The sequence below is a fragment of the bacterium genome, from assembly GCA_026708015.1.
In the GTDB taxonomy this organism is placed as follows: Bacteria; Actinomycetota; Acidimicrobiia; order Acidimicrobiales; family Bin134; genus Poriferisocius.
In genome coordinates this window covers 181,791-197,239 of the sequence record JAPOVT010000056.1, presented here as the reverse complement: position 1 = coordinate 197,239, position 15,449 = coordinate 181,791, and the positions used below count along the sequence as shown (strand labels likewise).

Genomic DNA, 15,449 nt, shown 5'->3' with positions numbered 1-15,449 from the left:
ATTCACTATCGGTCCAACGCTTGAGGCCCAAATTGTAGGAAATCCGGCTTTTCGGGACCAATCGCCTCAGAACCTAGCTGCCCCCTACCGGATCAAATTCCACCTGGAGTTCGGCTGGGGCCCGGAGGAACACCCCTACCTCTTTGGCCTCGAAACCGTCGGCCAACCGGAGGTTCTCAGTGCAATCCAGCACTATGTTCAGCGCCGTCTCTATCTCAGCCTTGGCCAGATACGAGCCCACGCAGTGGTGGCGCCCGAAGCAGAAGGTGGTGTGCTCGGCGTTGGCGGCAAAGGCGCTGGATGCGGGTAGGTCCAGGCGGTTGATGTCGAACAGCTCGGGATCGGTGTGGGTGTACTTGCGCTCGTCCCGGTTAGCCGCCCCGATAATGCCGGTCACGGTGGCCCCGGCGGGAATGGTGCCGGTACCCGAGGGAAGCTCGGCCTCCTCGTGGGGCAGACGCTGGATCCAGTGGGCCGGCGGGCTGTAGCGAAGGGTTTCGGCCACCGCCATAGTCACCTTGGACCGGTCATTGCGCACCTGATCGAGTTGGTCGGGGTGCTCCAGGAGGTTCTTGAAGAGGCTGGCGATGGCCTTGTCGGTGGTCTCTCCCCCGGCGGTCAACAACAGGCTGGTGAACGACTTGACCTCAATGTCAGACAGTCCGCTGCCGTCGATCTCGGCAGTGACCAGGTTCGACAACAGATCGTTGCCGGGATTGCGGCGCCGCTCGGCGATAACCGGCATCAGGTACTCCTGGAACTCCACCCGAGTCTGCTCCCCTTCGGCAATGATGTCCGGGTCCTGATTGATGTTGGACACGAACCGATTGATCGACTCATACCAGTCCTGGAACTTCGGATGGTCCTCATCGGGCAGGCCCAGCATGGCCACGATCACCTTGATAGGCAGGTACCTCGACAGGCCCTCGACCAGATCACAGCTCCCATCTTCGATCCATTGGTCGATCATGGACTTTGCCTGGGCCTCGATCATGGGCATGAAGTCGACCTCCAACAATGCCCCCCGGAAGAAGGGGGCCACCAGATTGCGATAGCGGGAGTGCTCGGCGCCGTGCTTGGACAGAAGGGTCGGTCCGTGGGCCGGCTCAATCATCCACTCGTACATGTCGGTGCTGAATTCCGGGTTCTTGAACACGTGCTCCACATCGGCGTAGCGGCTCACGAACCACGTGTCGGACGCCTCGTCGTGAAAGCAGGGGTATTCGTCCCGGTATACCCGGTACACGTCGTAGCGGTCTTCGTCGGAGCTGAGCAGATCAGGTGGTGCCATGGCGGGCACTCTAGCGAGAAGGAACTCCCCCATACCGAGAACGGGGCAAGTCAGTCAGCGGGTACAGATCACCGAGGAGCCGTGGCCGAACATGCCGTGGTTGATGGACAAGCCCACTTTGGCCCCATCCACCTGTCGGTGGCCGGCCTCGCCTCGAAGCTGCCACACCATTTCGCACACCTGGGCGATGGCCTGGGCGGGCACCGCCTCCCCAAAGGCGCCCAGCCCGCCCGACGGGTTCACCGGGATGCGGCCGCCCAGCGCAGTGTCGCCAGCTCGCAGGAGCTTGGCGGCGTCGCCCCGCTCGCACAGCCCTATGTGCTCGTACCAGTCGAGCTCATAGGCCGATGACAGGTCGTACACCTCGGCAAAATCCAGGTCATCGGGCGACACCGAGGCCTCCTCGTAGGCCCGGGCCGCGATGTTGTCCTTGAAGGTCATGGTCTCGTCGCCCGCCGCAGCCCATGAGTCCGACGCCAAATAGGGCAGCTCGATCACGCTGTTGGGGTAGGTGGGGCTCACCGTGGAGATACCCGAGACCCGCACCGGATTGTCCACTCCCCGGCTGGCGGCCCATTCCAAGCTGGACACCACTAGCGCGGCGCCCCCGTCGGAGGTGGCGCAGATCTCCAGCAGCCGCAGCGGATCGGCCACCATCGGGGAGTTGGCGATGTCGGCGGCGTCGTATTCCTTGGTGTAGCGGGCATTGGGGTTGAACACACCGTGGCGGGAGTTCTTGACCTTGACCGCGGCGAAGTCCTCGGAGGTATCGCCGTACAGCTCCATGCGCCGCCGGGCATAGAGGGCGAAATATGTGGGGTTGGTGGCTCCCACCAAGTGGAACCGGAGCCAGTCGGGGTCTTCGTGGCGCTCCCCGGCGTTAGGAGCGAAGAATCCCTTGGGGGTGGACTCGGCTCCCACCACCAAGGCCACGTCGCACACTCCCGACAGGATCTGGGCCCGGGCGATGCTCAGCGCGGTAGCCCCCGAGGCGCACGCTGCGTATGAACTGGCCAACTGGCAGCCGGTGAACCCCAGGGCGTTGGCAAAGGTAGACGCCGACACGTAGCCCGGATAGCCGCAGCGCACGCTGTTGGCCCCCGATACGAACTGGACCTCGTCCCAACCCACCTCGGCGTCGGCAAGGGCGTCACGGGCGGCCTGCTCCCCGTACTCCACAAAGTTCCGGCCCCACTTGCCCCACGGGTGCATGCCCACCCCGAGAATGGCGATCTCGTCCATCACTCTTCTCCGTTCTCGTTCATCCCCACCGGAGCCCACTTCCACACCAAGTAGTCATGCTCATCGTCGGAATAGAGCACGTCGATCACCAACTCCATCTCCATTCCCACCGACAGCTCGTCCACTGAGACACCGGACACCACCTGCCCCAGCACCACCAGGTTCTCTTCGGCCAGTCGCACCGCGGCTACTACATAGGGCTCGAACTCGTCACCGGGGATCACATAGGGCGCGGGCGGGGCGTATTCACCGGTGGTGAAGGACCACAGCTGGCCGGTGCGACTAAGCAGCACTTCGTCGATCTCGTCTCCCAAACAAGCCGGATCAGAACCCGCTAGAGACTTGGGAAAGAAGTAGGAGCCCCGGCTACGAGCTCTCCCACCGATCAACCGAGGCTCATCAGCATCGAGCGTAAACAACCCCTCCACCGCGGCCACCGCCGTCTTCGTCATGATCGCAGCTTACGCACTGCCTGCTAGCGGTTGAGCATCCCGCCATCAACCAGCATGGTGTCGCCCGACACCCAGCGTGCCTCGTCGCTGCACAGCCACACCGCGGCTTCAGCCACTTCTTCCGGCAACCCCAAACGTCCGCCGGGCATCATCTGGATGACTGCCTCGGCCATCTCAGGGCTCGACTCCCGCCACGAAGCCACCATCGGGGTGTCGATCATGCCCGGGCAAATGGCATTGACTCGAATGCCCTTGTTATTGAGCTCATCGGCTGCGTAGGTGGTCAAACCCAGCACTCCTCGTTTGGCCGCGGTGTAGTGGGGCTGGCCGGGCGCAGGAATAATGGCCGCTCCCGACGCTGTATTGACGATTGCTCCGCCGCCTTGGGCCAGCATCTGGATGATCTCGTGTTTCATGCACAGAAACACCGAGGTCAGATTCACGGCAATCATCTCATCCCACTGCTCCAGCGTGAGCTCGTGGAACAGCCGGGAGGGATGGGTGATGCCCGCGTTGTTGAAGGCGTAGTCGAGTTGGCCGAACGCCGACACCACCGATGCCACCAAAGCAGCCACTTGGTCCTCGTCGGTTACATCCGTGGCAAAGAACTGGCCTTGGCCTCCCTCGGCCTCGATCCGGGCTACCGTCTCGGCCCCACCCTTCGCATTGCGGTCGGCCACCGCGACCTTGGCCCCTCTCCGGGCAAACAGCACCGCGGCTTCTTGGCCGATCCCGCTGGCACCACCGGTCACCAGTGCCACCTTGCCTTCCATCGTGTCGCTCATGGACCTCTGCTTTCTATGGCCGTTGCTACGAGGACATAAGGTAGGCGGCCGCGCAACGATTACTGAAAGGACAGCAATGGCCATCTCATCCTGGGACGAGTTCCCGGTTCACCAGTCCCCTGATTGGATCCGCAATGTCGCCACCTCCGACCGCAATTTCTACGACCGCAACTACTTCTGCATGCACGGCTCCAGCGACGAGCTGTTTGCCATCTTCGGCATGGGCCAATATCCCAACCTGGGCGTTCACGACGCCTTCTGCTGTGTGCGCCGGAACGACGAGCACCATGTGATTCGAGGCTCCCGACCGCTCACCGACCGCATGGACATGTCGGTCGGTCCCATGCGGATCGAGGTCATCGAGCCCCTCCAGAAAGTGCGCTTCATCGTGGAGCCCAACGAGCACACCATCGCCATGGACGTGACCTGGGATGCGTCGATCCGGGCTATCGAAGAGCCCAACCAGTTCATCCGCAGCGAAGGGCGGGTGGTGTTCAACACCCAGCGCTTCGCCCAGCTTGGCCGGTGGGAGGGCACCCTTTCAGTGGGCGGCGAGGACTTCGCGGTCACCCCTGACCGTTGGGGCGGCGCCCGCGACCGTTCGTGGGGTATCCGCCCGGTGGGCGAGCCTGAGACCGACGGCATCCGCCAGGGCGTCAACGTCATGGCTGGCATGTGGAACTACTTTCCGATGATGTTCGACGACCACGCCGTGCTCTACATGAACAACGAGGAGGACGACGGAAGTCGGCGATTGGTCGAAGGCAAGAGGGTCTGGGCCGACGGTCGCCCTGACGAGGACTTGGGCCGCCCCGAGCACGAACACACGTTCGAATCGGGCACCCGGGTGCTTACCCACTCCACGATCTCGTTTCCCGAGACTGGCATTGAAATCGACTGCCAGCCCCTGCTGGTAAACTTTGTCTCGATGGGCACCGGGTACGGCATGGACGCCGATTGGCGCCACGGCATGTACCAGGGGCCCGAACTGGTAGTGCAGGGCAAGGTGTTGAGCGTTGAGAAGGAAGTCAAGCCGATCGGACAGTACGGGGTGGTGGACCATGTGGCCCGCTACAGCTATGAGGGCAACGTGGGCTACGGCCTGTATGAACACGGCTTTTTCGGACCGTTCAACCGCTACGGACTGGCTGATGGAGCCGCGCTAGCCCCCTAGTTCCTCGAACCTGCCATGTCATCCCCGCCAGACACTCCATACATCCTGGCTGCACTGGAGAACCCTGATGAGTTCCAAGCCCGCCACATCGGCCCCAGCCCCGACGACCAAGAGGCGATGCTGGAAGAGTTGGGCTACGACAGCCTCGCTGATCTGGTGGACGCCGCCGTACCGCCCAACATCCGCTCCGATTCCCCATTGGAGCTACCGCCAGGCCTGACGGAGGCAGCTACCACCGAGGCGCTGCGGGAACTCGCCGACCGCAACACGGTGGTCGCCTCGCTGATCGGCATGGGCTACTACGACACCATCACCCCGCCGGTGATCCGCCGCAACGTGCTGGAGAATCCGGCCTGGTACACCGCCTACACCCCCTACCAGCCCGAGATTTCACAGGGGCGCCTGGAGGCGCTGGTCAACTTCCAGACCATGGTCACCGACCTTTGCGCCATGGGCATGGCCAACGCGTCGCTTCTCGACGAGGGCACCGCGGCGGCCGAGGCCATGACGCTGCTGCGGCGGATCAATCGCAAGGCGCCCGACGACCGGTTCATCGTCGACGCCGACACCCACCCCCAGACCATCGACGTGGTGGCCACTCGGGCCGAACCACTGGGAATCGAGGTCGTGATCGCCGACTTGGAGCAGGCCAACATCGAAGAGCTCGCCGACGGGGCGTTCGGGGTCCTGGTGTCGCATCCCGGAAGTTCGGGGCGCATCGGCGACCTGAGCGCAATCATCGCCGCCGCCCACAATGTCAACGCCCTGGTGGCAGTGGCCACCGACCTTCTGGCCCTTTGCCTGTTAACGCCGCCCGGCGAGCTGGGGGCCGACGCGGTGGTGGGCTCGTCGCAGCGGTTCGGGGTTCCGTTGGGCTTCGGCGGTCCCCACGCCGGTTTCATCGCGGTGCCCGAATCTGCCATGCGATCGCTGCCCGGGCGACTGGCGGGTGTGTCGATCGACGACGCCGGGTCGGTGGCCTACCGGCTGACCCTTCAAACTCGAGAGCAGCACATTCGCCGGGAGAAGGCCACCAGCAACATCTGCACCGCCCAGGTGCTGTTGGCCGTGATGGCCTCCATGTATGCCGTTTACCACGGCCCTGAGGGGCTGGATCGTATCGCTCGAAGGGTCCACCGCCTGACCGCCATTGCCGCTGCCGGGCTACGTCAGGCTGGTTTCGAGTTGGCCACCGAGCACTTCTTCGACACTGTCACCGTCCATGTGCCCGATCGTGCCTCCGATGTCATGGCGGTCGCACTGGCCGAGGGACTCAATTTGCGCCCAGTGGACGACGACACCGTGGCGTTCTCGCTGGACGAAACCACCACTCGGGCCACCGTGACCGCCCTGTGGCGGGCATTCGGGATTGCCGCTGGCGTTGACGACATTGACACCCTCGATGCCGAAACCCCAGACGCCCTGCCCCCGGACGGCGTCCGAACCAGCGACTACCTCACCCACCCCACTTTCCACAGCTACCACAGCGAGACCGAGATGCTGCGCTACCTGCGCCACCTCGCGTCCAAAGACCTAGCCCTCGACCGCACCATGATCCCGTTGGGGTCTTGCACCATGAAGCTCAACGCCACCACCCAGATGGAGCCGGTGAGCTGGCCCGAGTTCGCCGCCATTCACCCCTTCGCCCCGTCGGATCAGACCGAGGGCTACCGGGCATTGATCCACGGACTGGAACAGATGCTGGTGACCATCACCGGCTATGCCGCGGTGTCGCTCCAGCCCAACGCCGGCTCGCAGGGCGAACTCGCCGGGCTCTTGGCCATCCGGGGCTATCACGCGGCCCGAGGCGAATCCCAACGGGATATCTGCTTGATTCCCGCTTCTGCCCACGGCACCAATGCGGCCAGCGCAGTCATGGCCGGCATGAAGGTCGTGGTGGTCAAATGCGACGACGACGGCAACGTGGACATGGAAGACCTCAAGACCAATGTCGAGGAGCACGACGACCGTCTCAGCGCTCTGATGATCACCTACCCGTCTACTCACGGGGTATACGAGGCCACCGTGACCGAGGTGTGCGACCTGATTCACGCTCACGGCGGGCAGGTTTATCTCGACGGGGCCAATCTCAACGCCTTGGTGGGGGTGGCCCAACCCGGCCAATTCGGCGCCGACGTATCCCACCTGAACCTCCACAAGACGTTCTGCATTCCTCACGGCGGCGGCGGGCCGGGCGTCGGGCCGGTGGTGGTAGGCCCGCATTTGGCCCCCTTCCTGCCCAACCACCCGGTGGTAGCCGAAGCAGGCCCTTCCACCGGAGTGGGGGCGGTTTCCGCCGCCCCCTGGGGATCGGCCGGGATCTTGCCCATCTCCTGGGCCTACATCGTCGCCATGGGAGGCGAGGGGTTAACGGAGGCCACTGGAGTGGCCCTGCTCAGCGCCAACTACCTGGCCAAGCGCCTCGACGGCCTGTTTCCGGTGCTCTACACCGGCGAGAACGGCCTAGTGGCCCATGAGTGCATCATCGACCTGCGTCCCCTCCACGCCCAGACCGGCGTCACCGTGGAGGATGTGGCCAAACGGCTCATCGACTTTGGCTTCCACGCCCCCACGGTGTCGTTCCCAGTGGCCGGCACGCTGATGGTCGAGCCCACCGAGTCGGAGTCTAAAGCTGAACTCGACCGATTCGTGGCAGCCATGACTGCCATCAGAGCCGAGATCGACCATGTGGCCGACGGGATCATCGCCATGGAAGACAGCCCCCTGCGCCGCGCCCCTCATACCGCGGCGGTGATCGCCGACGACGAGTGGGACCGCCCCTATTCCCGAGAGCAAGCCGCCTTCGCCCTTCCAGAGATCCGCGAGCGCAAGTACTGGTGCCCTGTCGGGCGCATCGACGGTGCCCACGGTGACAAGAACGTCTTCTGCGCCTGCCCGCCCATCGAGGACTTCCAGTAACTCCAGCCGTTTCGCCCCAGAACCCACCGGCCCACTAGTTTTCGGGGGCTGCCAGATTGGCGGCCTCGTACAAAGGAGACCAGCCGGTGCCCGACGCCATCGTGGAACGAGACGGTCAATCAATCATCATCACCATGAACCGTCCTGAGCGCTACAACGCCTTGTCGGGGGCGATGATGGTGCGGATGTTGGACGCCTACTACGAGGCGGACAACAACGACGACATCCGCTGCATCATTGTGACCGGCGCCGGGGGGAACTTCAGCTCGGGCGCCGACCTCAAGGCCATGAGCGGCGATGCGGGCAACGCCGACCCCGAGATCGACGTGGCCGCCCGCCAGGCGGCTGATCCCGAGCTCCACTGGAAGGCATTGCTGCGCAGCTACCGGCCTACCAAGCCGATCATCGCCGCGGTAGAGGGGGTGGCCATCGCCGGGGGCACCGAAATCCTCCAGGCCATGGACATCCGGGTAGCCGGGGAGAGCGCCCGGTTCGGAGTGTCCGAGGCCCGCTGGTCGCTCTACCCCATGGGCGGCTCCGCAGTGCGCTTGCGCCGCCAGATCCCCTACACCGTCGCCGCTGAGATTTTGCTTACCGGAAAGCACATCACCGCAGCCGAAGCCAAGGACATCGGCTTGGTCGGCCATGTGGTGCCCGATGGCCAGGCCTTGGACAAGGCCAAGGAAATCGCCGCAACCATCTGCGAGAACGGGCCGCTGGCGGTGGAGGCCATTTTGCGCACCCTGCATGAGACCGATGGCATGACCGAGGAAGAGGCCCTAGCCCACGAGTTCGAATACGGCTGGAAGGTATTCCAGAGCGACGACGCCAAAGAAGGTCCGCTGGCCTTCAGCCAGAAGCGAAAGCCGAATTTCAAGCGGAGATAACGGTGGGCAGCTCGTCGGGAATATCGGTCTTCGACGTCCACCATCATGTGGGCGATGCCTCGGGGGCGCTGGGCCTACCACCTGAGCAGGCGCCCGATCCCGATGCCTATGCCGCCTTGGAACTGTCCAAGCGAATCGAAATCATGGATGCCGGCGGCATTGACCAGGCCGCAGTCATCCCCGGCCACGGCTATCTGCGGCCCAACGGCCATGCCGACACTCAGGCGGTGAACGACAACATAGCCGCCTACCGAGACGCCACTCCCGACCGCTTCCCGGTGGCCATCGGCATCGTGGAGCCCCGCGACGGCGAGGTCAGCCTCGGGGAATTGGAGCGAGCTGCCGGGCCGCTGAACCTCGTGGGCATGAGCTTTCACACCCGTTTCCAAGGGGTGAGCATCGACAACCACTGGGTGACCACCTACGTGGGGGCCATGGGCGAGTTGGGCCTACTCCCGGTGGTCCACGCATTGGACGAAACCGCGGAGGAGTCGCTGTGGAAGGTGGGGCAACTGGCCTCCCGCCACCCGAATCTCACCATGTTGGTGCTGGACGGATACTCCACCCACGAGGGCACCAAGCACTGCGGCCATCTGGCCGCCACCTGCCCCAATCTGGTGTTTGATTGCAGTCTTTCGTACAATTTCGACTTCATTGCCAACCATGTGCGCCAGCATGGCGCTCACCGCTATGTGTACGGAACCGATCTCTACTCCTGGCCCTTGGGCCAACGCATCAGCCATATCTTGGGCCAGCTTCTGGAATCTGACCTGTCCGACGAGGACAAGGTTGCGATAGCAGGAGGCAACGCCCGCCGCTTATTTGGACTGGACTCAAAATGAAGCACTCGAAACGGATTCGACACCAGAGGTTGATAGCCGGCGCCCTGCTGGCCGTCGCCTTGACAGCAGCCGCCTGCGGGACCGCCCCGGGCAGCGAAACCGACAATGTAGTGACGACCGACCTCAGCGAGGTGCTGCCCGACGGCCTATTCGAAGCCCTGGACCGCATCGCCAATCCCCCGGCCGAGCCAGATCCCGTACCAGACCCGGACAATGAGCAGATCGCCAATCCCCCGGCGGAGCCGGACCAAGATCAGGAGTCTGAAACACTGGTGCCCGCCCAGGCCGACACCGAAGGCGAGCTGTCTGAAGAAGAGCTTCTGCGCTTGCGCGATGAGGCATTCGTGGACTTCTCCCGCTGCATCCGTGAGGAGGGATTCCCCGACTTCCCCGATATCGACAGCTCGCAGATCGTCGATCAGGCTTCATTCCTCAGAGCCATGCAAGAGGCCGGAGTTAGCTTCACCCAACCCGGTTTGGCCCCGGCCCTCCAGACATGCGCCAGCGTCTTCAGCGAACTGATTGCTCTCGCGCCCCAACAGGACACCAACGTGCAGCAGGTGGAGCGAGAAGAGAATGCGGTGGCGTTCTCCCAGTGCATGCGAGACCAGGGGATTGATGACTTCCCCGACCCCGACTTTGGCCAGTACCCCAATTCCGGCTTCCCCGGACAGGGCGACGGCGGCGGAGACGGCGTGACCCCGGAGATCCAAGCCGGGTTGAGGGTGTGCCTGCCGGTCTTCGGGGGGGCAGAACCCAATCAGGCAGCCGCACCACCTCCAACCGATGAGCCGGCCCCCACGTCCCAAGTGGCTTCCGGCAACGCGCAGAGCACCGCCGGTGCCCAGTCGTCGGGTACCAGTACGCAAACTCCCACCTCGGGCGCCACAGCTACTCAGCCGGCGGCGGAAGGCACGACATCTCTCCCCAACCCCACGATAAGTCCCAGCATTCTGCGAGACACCGAGGAGCTGAATACCGCGGAAGTCGTGCGGCGCGACCTAGTGGACATTGAAGAGTTCTCCGGCACGCTTGGCTACGGCGACCCTGAGCAACTGCACACCAACACCGCGGGCATCGTCACCGGTCGTCTGCCCGAAGAGGGCGAGGTGCTCGACGTTGGCGACGTGCTCTTCGAGGTGAACAGCTACCCGGTAATTCTGTTGCGGGGCGAGCGCCCCATGTACCGGCGTTTTGAGCGCGACATGGAAGACGGCCCCGACGTGGAGCAGCTAGAGCAAGCCATGGCCGACATGAGAATTTCCGGCTATGAGGACATGACGATCGACGAGGAATTCACTCGAGTCACCGAAGATGTGGTGGAAGAGTGGCAAAACCGCTTGGGAGTCGAGGAGACCGGCACCATCGAAATGGGCTTTGTGGTGTTCATCGAAGAACCCATCCGCATCTCATCGGTGAATGTGAGTGAAGGCCAGACGATCTCTGCGCAAGCGGCTGCCTTCAGCATCACCGGCCAGCACCAGGAGATCGTCAGCAATCTCGATCCCGCCGATGCCGAGATCGTCAATCGGTTGGACCGGGTGGAGGTGGAGCTGCCCGACGGCCGCATTGCCCCCGGAGCGGTAGTAGAGGTAGCCCGAGTAGCTACTCGACTGGTCAACTCCCAGACTGGTGCCCCCGGAGATCCCACCATCGAGGTCATCATCGTCCTGCTGGACGGTGAGGCATCATCCCGGTTCGACGCCGCTCCGGTGGATTGGACCATCACCAAAGAGGTGACCCCCAACGCCCTCGTGGTCCCCGCCTCGGCGCTGATCGCCACGGTGGACGGAGGGTTCTCCGTCGAGGTGGTACACGACGATTCCACCACCTTGGTCCCGGTGCAGGTGGGCACTTTCGTGGATGCTTTCGTCGAGATCACCGACGGGGACCTCCAGGTGGGCGACCGGGTGCGAATTCCCTAGTCGCCTCAAGCCCAAGAGGGGCGTTCGGATGTTGACACAGCCCAGAAAGGTGCTGGAGCTGCACCAAGTGGTGAAGCACTACCCCGGTTCTCCCCCGGTGCGGGCTCTCGACGGCGTAAACCTCACGATTGGGGCCGGCGAGTTGGTGGCCGTGGTAGGGCCATCTGGATCGGGCAAGAGCACCATGTTGAACATCATGGGAGCCCTGGACCATCCCACCTCTGGCGAGGTGATCGTAGACGGACAAACACTCTCGAACTTGTCAGATCGGGCGGTGGCCGGGGTGCGGGGCCACCGCATCGGGTTCGTGTTCCAGCAATTTCACTTGCTGGAAGGGCTCACCGCACTGGACAACGTGGCCACCGGGAACCTGTATCAAGGTCTCAGCCTCCGATGGCGGCGGCAGATGGCCCGGGAAGTACTGAATCGTGTCGGGCTTGGCCACCGAATAAACCAACGACCAGGAAAGCTCTCGGGCGGCGAACGCCAGCGAGTGGCCATCGCCCGAGCGCTGTTGGGTGACCCGGCAATCGTGCTGGCCGACGAGCCCACTGGGAACCTCGACTCCCAGACCACGGAGGAGATCGTGGAGCTCTTCTTGGAACTCAACCGGGCGGGCTCGACCATCGTGATCATCACCCATGACCGAGAGCTGGCGGACCGCATGCCCCGCTCAGTGGCCATCCTCGACGGCCTCATCAGCCGCGACTCGGCAGACGGCTGATATGGACCCCGGCAACCAGCAAAACGCGGCATCATGACGGATAGATCCCGCAGTCGGCTGAGGTGCCGCGACGCCGTCTCGTTGGGCACCCTTGGACTGCGAACCCGCAAAGGCCGCACTGCCATGGCTGCCATCGGCATCGCAATCGGAGTGGCATCGCTGATCGCTTTGGTGGGCATCATCAATTCGGGGGAGGCCGACGCGCAACGCGATCTTCTGGAACAAGGCATCGACGTGCTGGAGCTGACCCCGGGAACCTCCTTTGCCGGAGACCCTGAACTACTGCCTGATGCAGCCGCGGCTATCGACACCCACATGCGAGATCTAGTCGAAGTGGTGGCCTCCATCCGCCGTGTGCCGGCAACCCTCCGCAAGACCGATCTCATTCCCGAAGTGGAAACGGGGGGCATTCGGTTGTTCGCGGTAGAAGAGGCCGACTTGGACCTGCTCATCCCATTGCGAGGCGGGGTGGCCGCCGGCCGATTCCACGATGCCGCCACCGTGCATGTGCCCACCGTGGTGCTGGGCTCCGATACAGCTGGGGTATTGGGCTTCGATGGGCTCTACGCCAACCCCACCGTCCACATCTCCGGACACGAGTTCGCGGTGATCGGAGTGCTCGAACCCTTCACCATCAGCCAGGGTCTGACCTTGAACCGAGCCGCGCTTATTGGCTTCTCCGTGGCCGAGAAGCTCTACGATGCCGACGCCAATCCCGAGCGCATTTGGGTGCAGGCCGACCTGGATGTGATCGAACAAGTCCGGGAGCTGCTCCCCCGACAGGCCAATCCCGAAGCCCCCGGCGAGGTGGCTGTGTCATCGCTGAACCTGGAAGCCCGAGAAATCATCAGCGAGAACTTTGAATCCCTACTCAGCCTGCTGGTGGTGGTGATAATCGTGGTGGGCGCCATCGGGGTAGGCAACATCATGCTGATCTCGGTGCTGGAGCGCCGGGGCGAGATAGGAGTGCGCCGGGCATTGGGAGCCAAGAAGACCCACATCGCGGCCCAATTCCTCATCGAGTCGGTGTTGTTGACCCTCTTCGGCGGCCTGATGGGCATCGTGCTCGGCTTGGCGGTGGTGGCCGTGGCCACCCAGGTGCTGGACTGGCCCTTCACCATCGAGTTCTCATTCATCACCATCGGGCTGGCCGTGACCGTCGGAGTGGGGCTAGTGGCCGGCATGTACCCCTCATGGAGGGCATCTCGAATGGACCCAGCCGAAGCCGTCCGTCCCGCGGCATAGATTCCCTGACCCGTTCTTTGGCCGAAAGTCGAGCGTCCTAGTCTCTGGGCCGCAATCCCCCGTTCTTGATCGGCTTGATCTGCTCGCCAGTCAGCTCGGCCCAAATCTGATCGACGGCCACGGCGAACTCTTCCGGAGTGCCATCGTTCACGATCACATGGTCGGCTATCGCCCGACGCTGGGCGTCGGTGGTCTGGCTGGCCATGCGGGCTCGGGCCTGCTCTTCGGTGAGTCCCCGCTCGACCAGCCGGGGCAAGCGCACTGCTTCAGGGGCCTCCACCACCACAACCTTGGTGTAGCCCCTCCCCGACTCCAACTGACCGAGTCGACTCTCGGTCAGCACCGCCATGTCGAGAATCACCACCTGCACGTCTCCCCCATCGGCCAAACCCCAAAGCTGGATTTCCAATTCGGCGTTGATGGCCGGATGGCTGATGGCCTCCAGAGCAGTCAACCGGTCGGGACGCCCGAATACTTCGGCGGCTACTCTCGACCGGTCGATATTGCCGTTGTCGTCGGTGATTCCGGGTCCGAAGGCGTCGATCACTCCCCGCTCGGCCCGCCCTCCGGGGGCCAGCACCTCTCGCCCAATGGCATCCACGTCGATCACCGCCGCCCCCAGCTCGGCAAACCGGGCCGCCGCGGTGGACTTCCCTGCCCCGATCCCTCCGGTGAGCCCCACGACCAACATTGCCGAGAGGCTATCGGCCTAGCGGGCAACCCTGGATAGCCCAGCTCTTGCCGGGACTGCCAGACTTGGGCTATGCGCGTCGAGTTGACCGATGACCAGCTAGAGCTTCAACAGGAGCTGCGGACGTATTTCGCCAACCTCATGACCGATGAGGTGCGCGAGAAGATCCGCCACACCGAGACCGAAGCCAACGAGGACTACAAGGCCCTGATCCGCCAGATCGGCAGCGACGGTTGGCTGGGAGTGGGCTGGCCGCTGGAGTACGGCGGCAAGGGATTCACCCCCATCGAGCAGTACATCTTCTTCAACGAGTCGTGGGCTGCTCAGGTGCCGGTGCCGTTCCTCACCATCAATACGGTCGGCCCCACCATTCGGGATTACGGCACCGACCGCCAGAAGGACTTCTTCTTGAAGAAGATCCTGGCCGGGGAGATGCACTTCTCTATCGGATATTCCGAGCCCACCGCGGGCACCGACCTGGCCGCCCTCAAGACCAAGGCGGTACGCGACGGTGACGAGTGGGTCGTCAACGGCCAGAAGATGTTCACCAGCCTGGCCTATGACGCCGACTACATCTGGCTGGCCGCCCGCACCGACCCCGATGCTCCCGCCCACAAGGGCATCACCATGTTCTTGGTGCCCGCCGACGACCCCGGCTTCGATATCCAGCCGTTCGTCACCATGGGCAACAGCCACACCACGGCCACCTTCTACGACAACGTGCGGGTGCCCGACTGGCTGCGGGTGGGCGAGGTGAACGGAGGCTGGGGCCTCATCACCAACCAGCTCAACCACGAGCGGGTGTCGCTGTGCGCCTCCGGGGGCATCGCCAATCTGGTGAACCAGGGAGTCAAATGGGCCAAAGAAGCCAAGCTGCCCGACGGCCGCCGGGTTATCGACCAGGAGTGGGTACAGGTCAAGCTGGCCGAGTGCCGGGCCCGGGTGGAGTTCTTGGACCTGTTGAACTGGAAAGTGGCCTACGAGTCCACCGTGGGCACCAACCTGAACCCGGCGCTGGCATCCACCATCAAGGTGTGGGGCTCGGAGTCGATGCATCTCATCTATTCCGGGTTGACTGAGGTGGTGGGGGCCACCGGGCACCTGAAGAAGGGCTCACCCCACGCCGATTTCTCCCACCGAATGGAGGAGTCCTATCGGGGCTGTTGGGTTCTGACCTTCGGCGGCGGCACCAACGAGATCCAGCGAGACATCATCGGCATGGCCGGCCTCGGCCTGCCCCGCGAGAAGCGCCGCAAGTAGCAGTAGGCGGCA

The 15,449-nt window shown here is 63.8% G+C and carries 13 protein-coding genes; 8 read left to right on the top strand and 5 right to left on the bottom strand.

All coding sequences use genetic code 11. From position 1 onward, the window contains the following. Positions 1-73: 73 nt before the first annotated feature. From OXG30_14715 to OXG30_14700, 4 genes are read right to left on the bottom strand one after another with little or no spacing between them, the layout of a single operon-like run. Entirely contained in the window at positions 74-1,291 is a 1,218-nt protein-coding gene (locus OXG30_14715; GenBank protein MCY4136140.1) for a cytochrome P450, read from the bottom strand. Between the two features lie 54 nt (positions 1,292-1,345). Further along, positions 1,346-2,536, bottom strand: coding sequence for a lipid-transfer protein (locus tag OXG30_14710; protein MCY4136139.1), 1,191 nt, complete (start codon positions 2,534-2,536; stop codon positions 1,346-1,348). Further along, positions 2,533-2,985: an OB-fold domain-containing protein gene (locus tag OXG30_14705; GenBank protein MCY4136138.1), complete on the bottom strand. Its 453-nt coding sequence runs from the start codon at positions 2,983-2,985 to the stop codon at positions 2,533-2,535. Before OXG30_14705 ends, OXG30_14710 begins: the two co-directional genes overlap by 4 nt. A 23-nt stretch (positions 2,986-3,008) precedes the next feature. After that, complete coding sequence (locus tag OXG30_14700) at positions 3,009-3,770, bottom strand: glucose 1-dehydrogenase (GenBank protein MCY4136137.1); 762 nt, start codon at positions 3,768-3,770, stop codon at positions 3,009-3,011. A gap of 76 nt (positions 3,771-3,846) precedes the next feature. Between OXG30_14700 and OXG30_14695 the strand changes: the two genes are divergently transcribed. From OXG30_14695 to OXG30_14665, 7 genes are all read left to right on the top strand, one after another. Then, positions 3,847-4,944 carry a hypothetical protein gene (locus OXG30_14695; protein ID MCY4136136.1) on the top strand — a complete coding sequence of 366 codons (1,098 nt, stop codon included), beginning with the start codon at positions 3,847-3,849 and terminating at the stop codon, positions 4,942-4,944. A gap of 15 nt (positions 4,945-4,959) precedes the next feature. Beyond that, a complete protein-coding gene (gene gcvP / locus OXG30_14690; GenBank protein MCY4136135.1) occupies positions 4,960-7,863 on the top strand; it encodes an aminomethyl-transferring glycine dehydrogenase in 2,904 nt (967 codons plus the stop codon). A gap of 86 nt (positions 7,864-7,949) precedes the next feature. Continuing rightward, entirely contained in the window at positions 7,950-8,750 is an 801-nt protein-coding gene (locus tag OXG30_14685; protein ID MCY4136134.1) for a crotonase/enoyl-CoA hydratase family protein, read from the top strand. A 2-nt stretch (positions 8,751-8,752) separates the two neighbouring features. Then, on the top strand, positions 8,753-9,592 hold the full coding sequence (locus OXG30_14680) for an amidohydrolase family protein (GenBank protein ID MCY4136133.1): 840 nt from the start codon (positions 8,753-8,755) through the stop codon (positions 9,590-9,592). Continuing rightward, positions 9,589-11,517, top strand: a complete 1,929-nt coding sequence (locus OXG30_14675; GenBank protein ID MCY4136132.1) for a hypothetical protein — start codon at positions 9,589-9,591, stop codon at positions 11,515-11,517. Before OXG30_14680 ends, OXG30_14675 begins: the two co-directional genes overlap by 4 nt. 28 nt (positions 11,518-11,545) lie before the next feature. Further along, positions 11,546-12,241, top strand: coding sequence for an ABC transporter ATP-binding protein (locus OXG30_14670; protein MCY4136131.1), 696 nt, complete (start codon positions 11,546-11,548; stop codon positions 12,239-12,241). A gap of 33 nt (positions 12,242-12,274) precedes the next feature. Beyond that, positions 12,275-13,486, top strand: a complete 1,212-nt coding sequence (locus OXG30_14665; protein MCY4136130.1) for an ABC transporter permease — start codon at positions 12,275-12,277, stop codon at positions 13,484-13,486. A 37-nt stretch (positions 13,487-13,523) separates the two neighbouring features. Here OXG30_14665 and coaE read toward each other — a convergent pair whose 3' ends face one another. Further along, a complete protein-coding gene (coaE, locus tag OXG30_14660; protein ID MCY4136129.1) occupies positions 13,524-14,177 on the bottom strand; it encodes a dephospho-CoA kinase in 654 nt (217 codons plus the stop codon). A gap of 72 nt (positions 14,178-14,249) precedes the next feature. Between coaE and OXG30_14655 the strand changes: the two genes are divergently transcribed. Next, on the top strand, positions 14,250-15,437 hold the full coding sequence (locus OXG30_14655) for an acyl-CoA dehydrogenase family protein (protein MCY4136128.1): 1,188 nt from the start codon (positions 14,250-14,252) through the stop codon (positions 15,435-15,437). The last annotated feature ends 12 nt before the right edge of the window (positions 15,438-15,449 follow it).

Excerpts from the sequence above, each read along its gene's own strand:
- OXG30_14700 (MCY4136137.1), bottom strand. The coding sequence starts at position 3,770 with ATGAGCGACACGATGGAAGGCAAGGTGGCACTGGTGACCGGTGGTGCC.
- gcvP (MCY4136135.1), top strand. The coding sequence starts at position 4,960 with ATGTCATCCCCGCCAGACACTCCATACATCCTGGCTGCACTGGAGAAC.
- OXG30_14655 (MCY4136128.1), top strand. The coding sequence starts at position 14,250 with ATGCGCGTCGAGTTGACCGATGACCAGCTAGAGCTTCAACAGGAGCTG.
- OXG30_14665 (MCY4136130.1), top strand. The coding sequence starts at position 12,275 with ATGACGGATAGATCCCGCAGTCGGCTGAGGTGCCGCGACGCCGTCTCG.
- OXG30_14695 (MCY4136136.1), top strand. The coding sequence starts at position 3,847 with ATGGCCATCTCATCCTGGGACGAGTTCCCGGTTCACCAGTCCCCTGAT.
- OXG30_14715 (MCY4136140.1), bottom strand. The coding sequence starts at position 1,291 with ATGGCACCACCTGATCTGCTCAGCTCCGACGAAGACCGCTACGACGTG.
- OXG30_14670 (MCY4136131.1), top strand. The coding sequence starts at position 11,546 with ATGTTGACACAGCCCAGAAAGGTGCTGGAGCTGCACCAAGTGGTGAAG.
- OXG30_14675 (MCY4136132.1), top strand. The coding sequence starts at position 9,589 with ATGAAGCACTCGAAACGGATTCGACACCAGAGGTTGATAGCCGGCGCC.
- OXG30_14705 (MCY4136138.1), bottom strand. The coding sequence starts at position 2,985 with ATGACGAAGACGGCGGTGGCCGCGGTGGAGGGGTTGTTTACGCTCGAT.
- coaE (MCY4136129.1), bottom strand. The coding sequence starts at position 14,177 with ATGTTGGTCGTGGGGCTCACCGGAGGGATCGGGGCAGGGAAGTCCACC.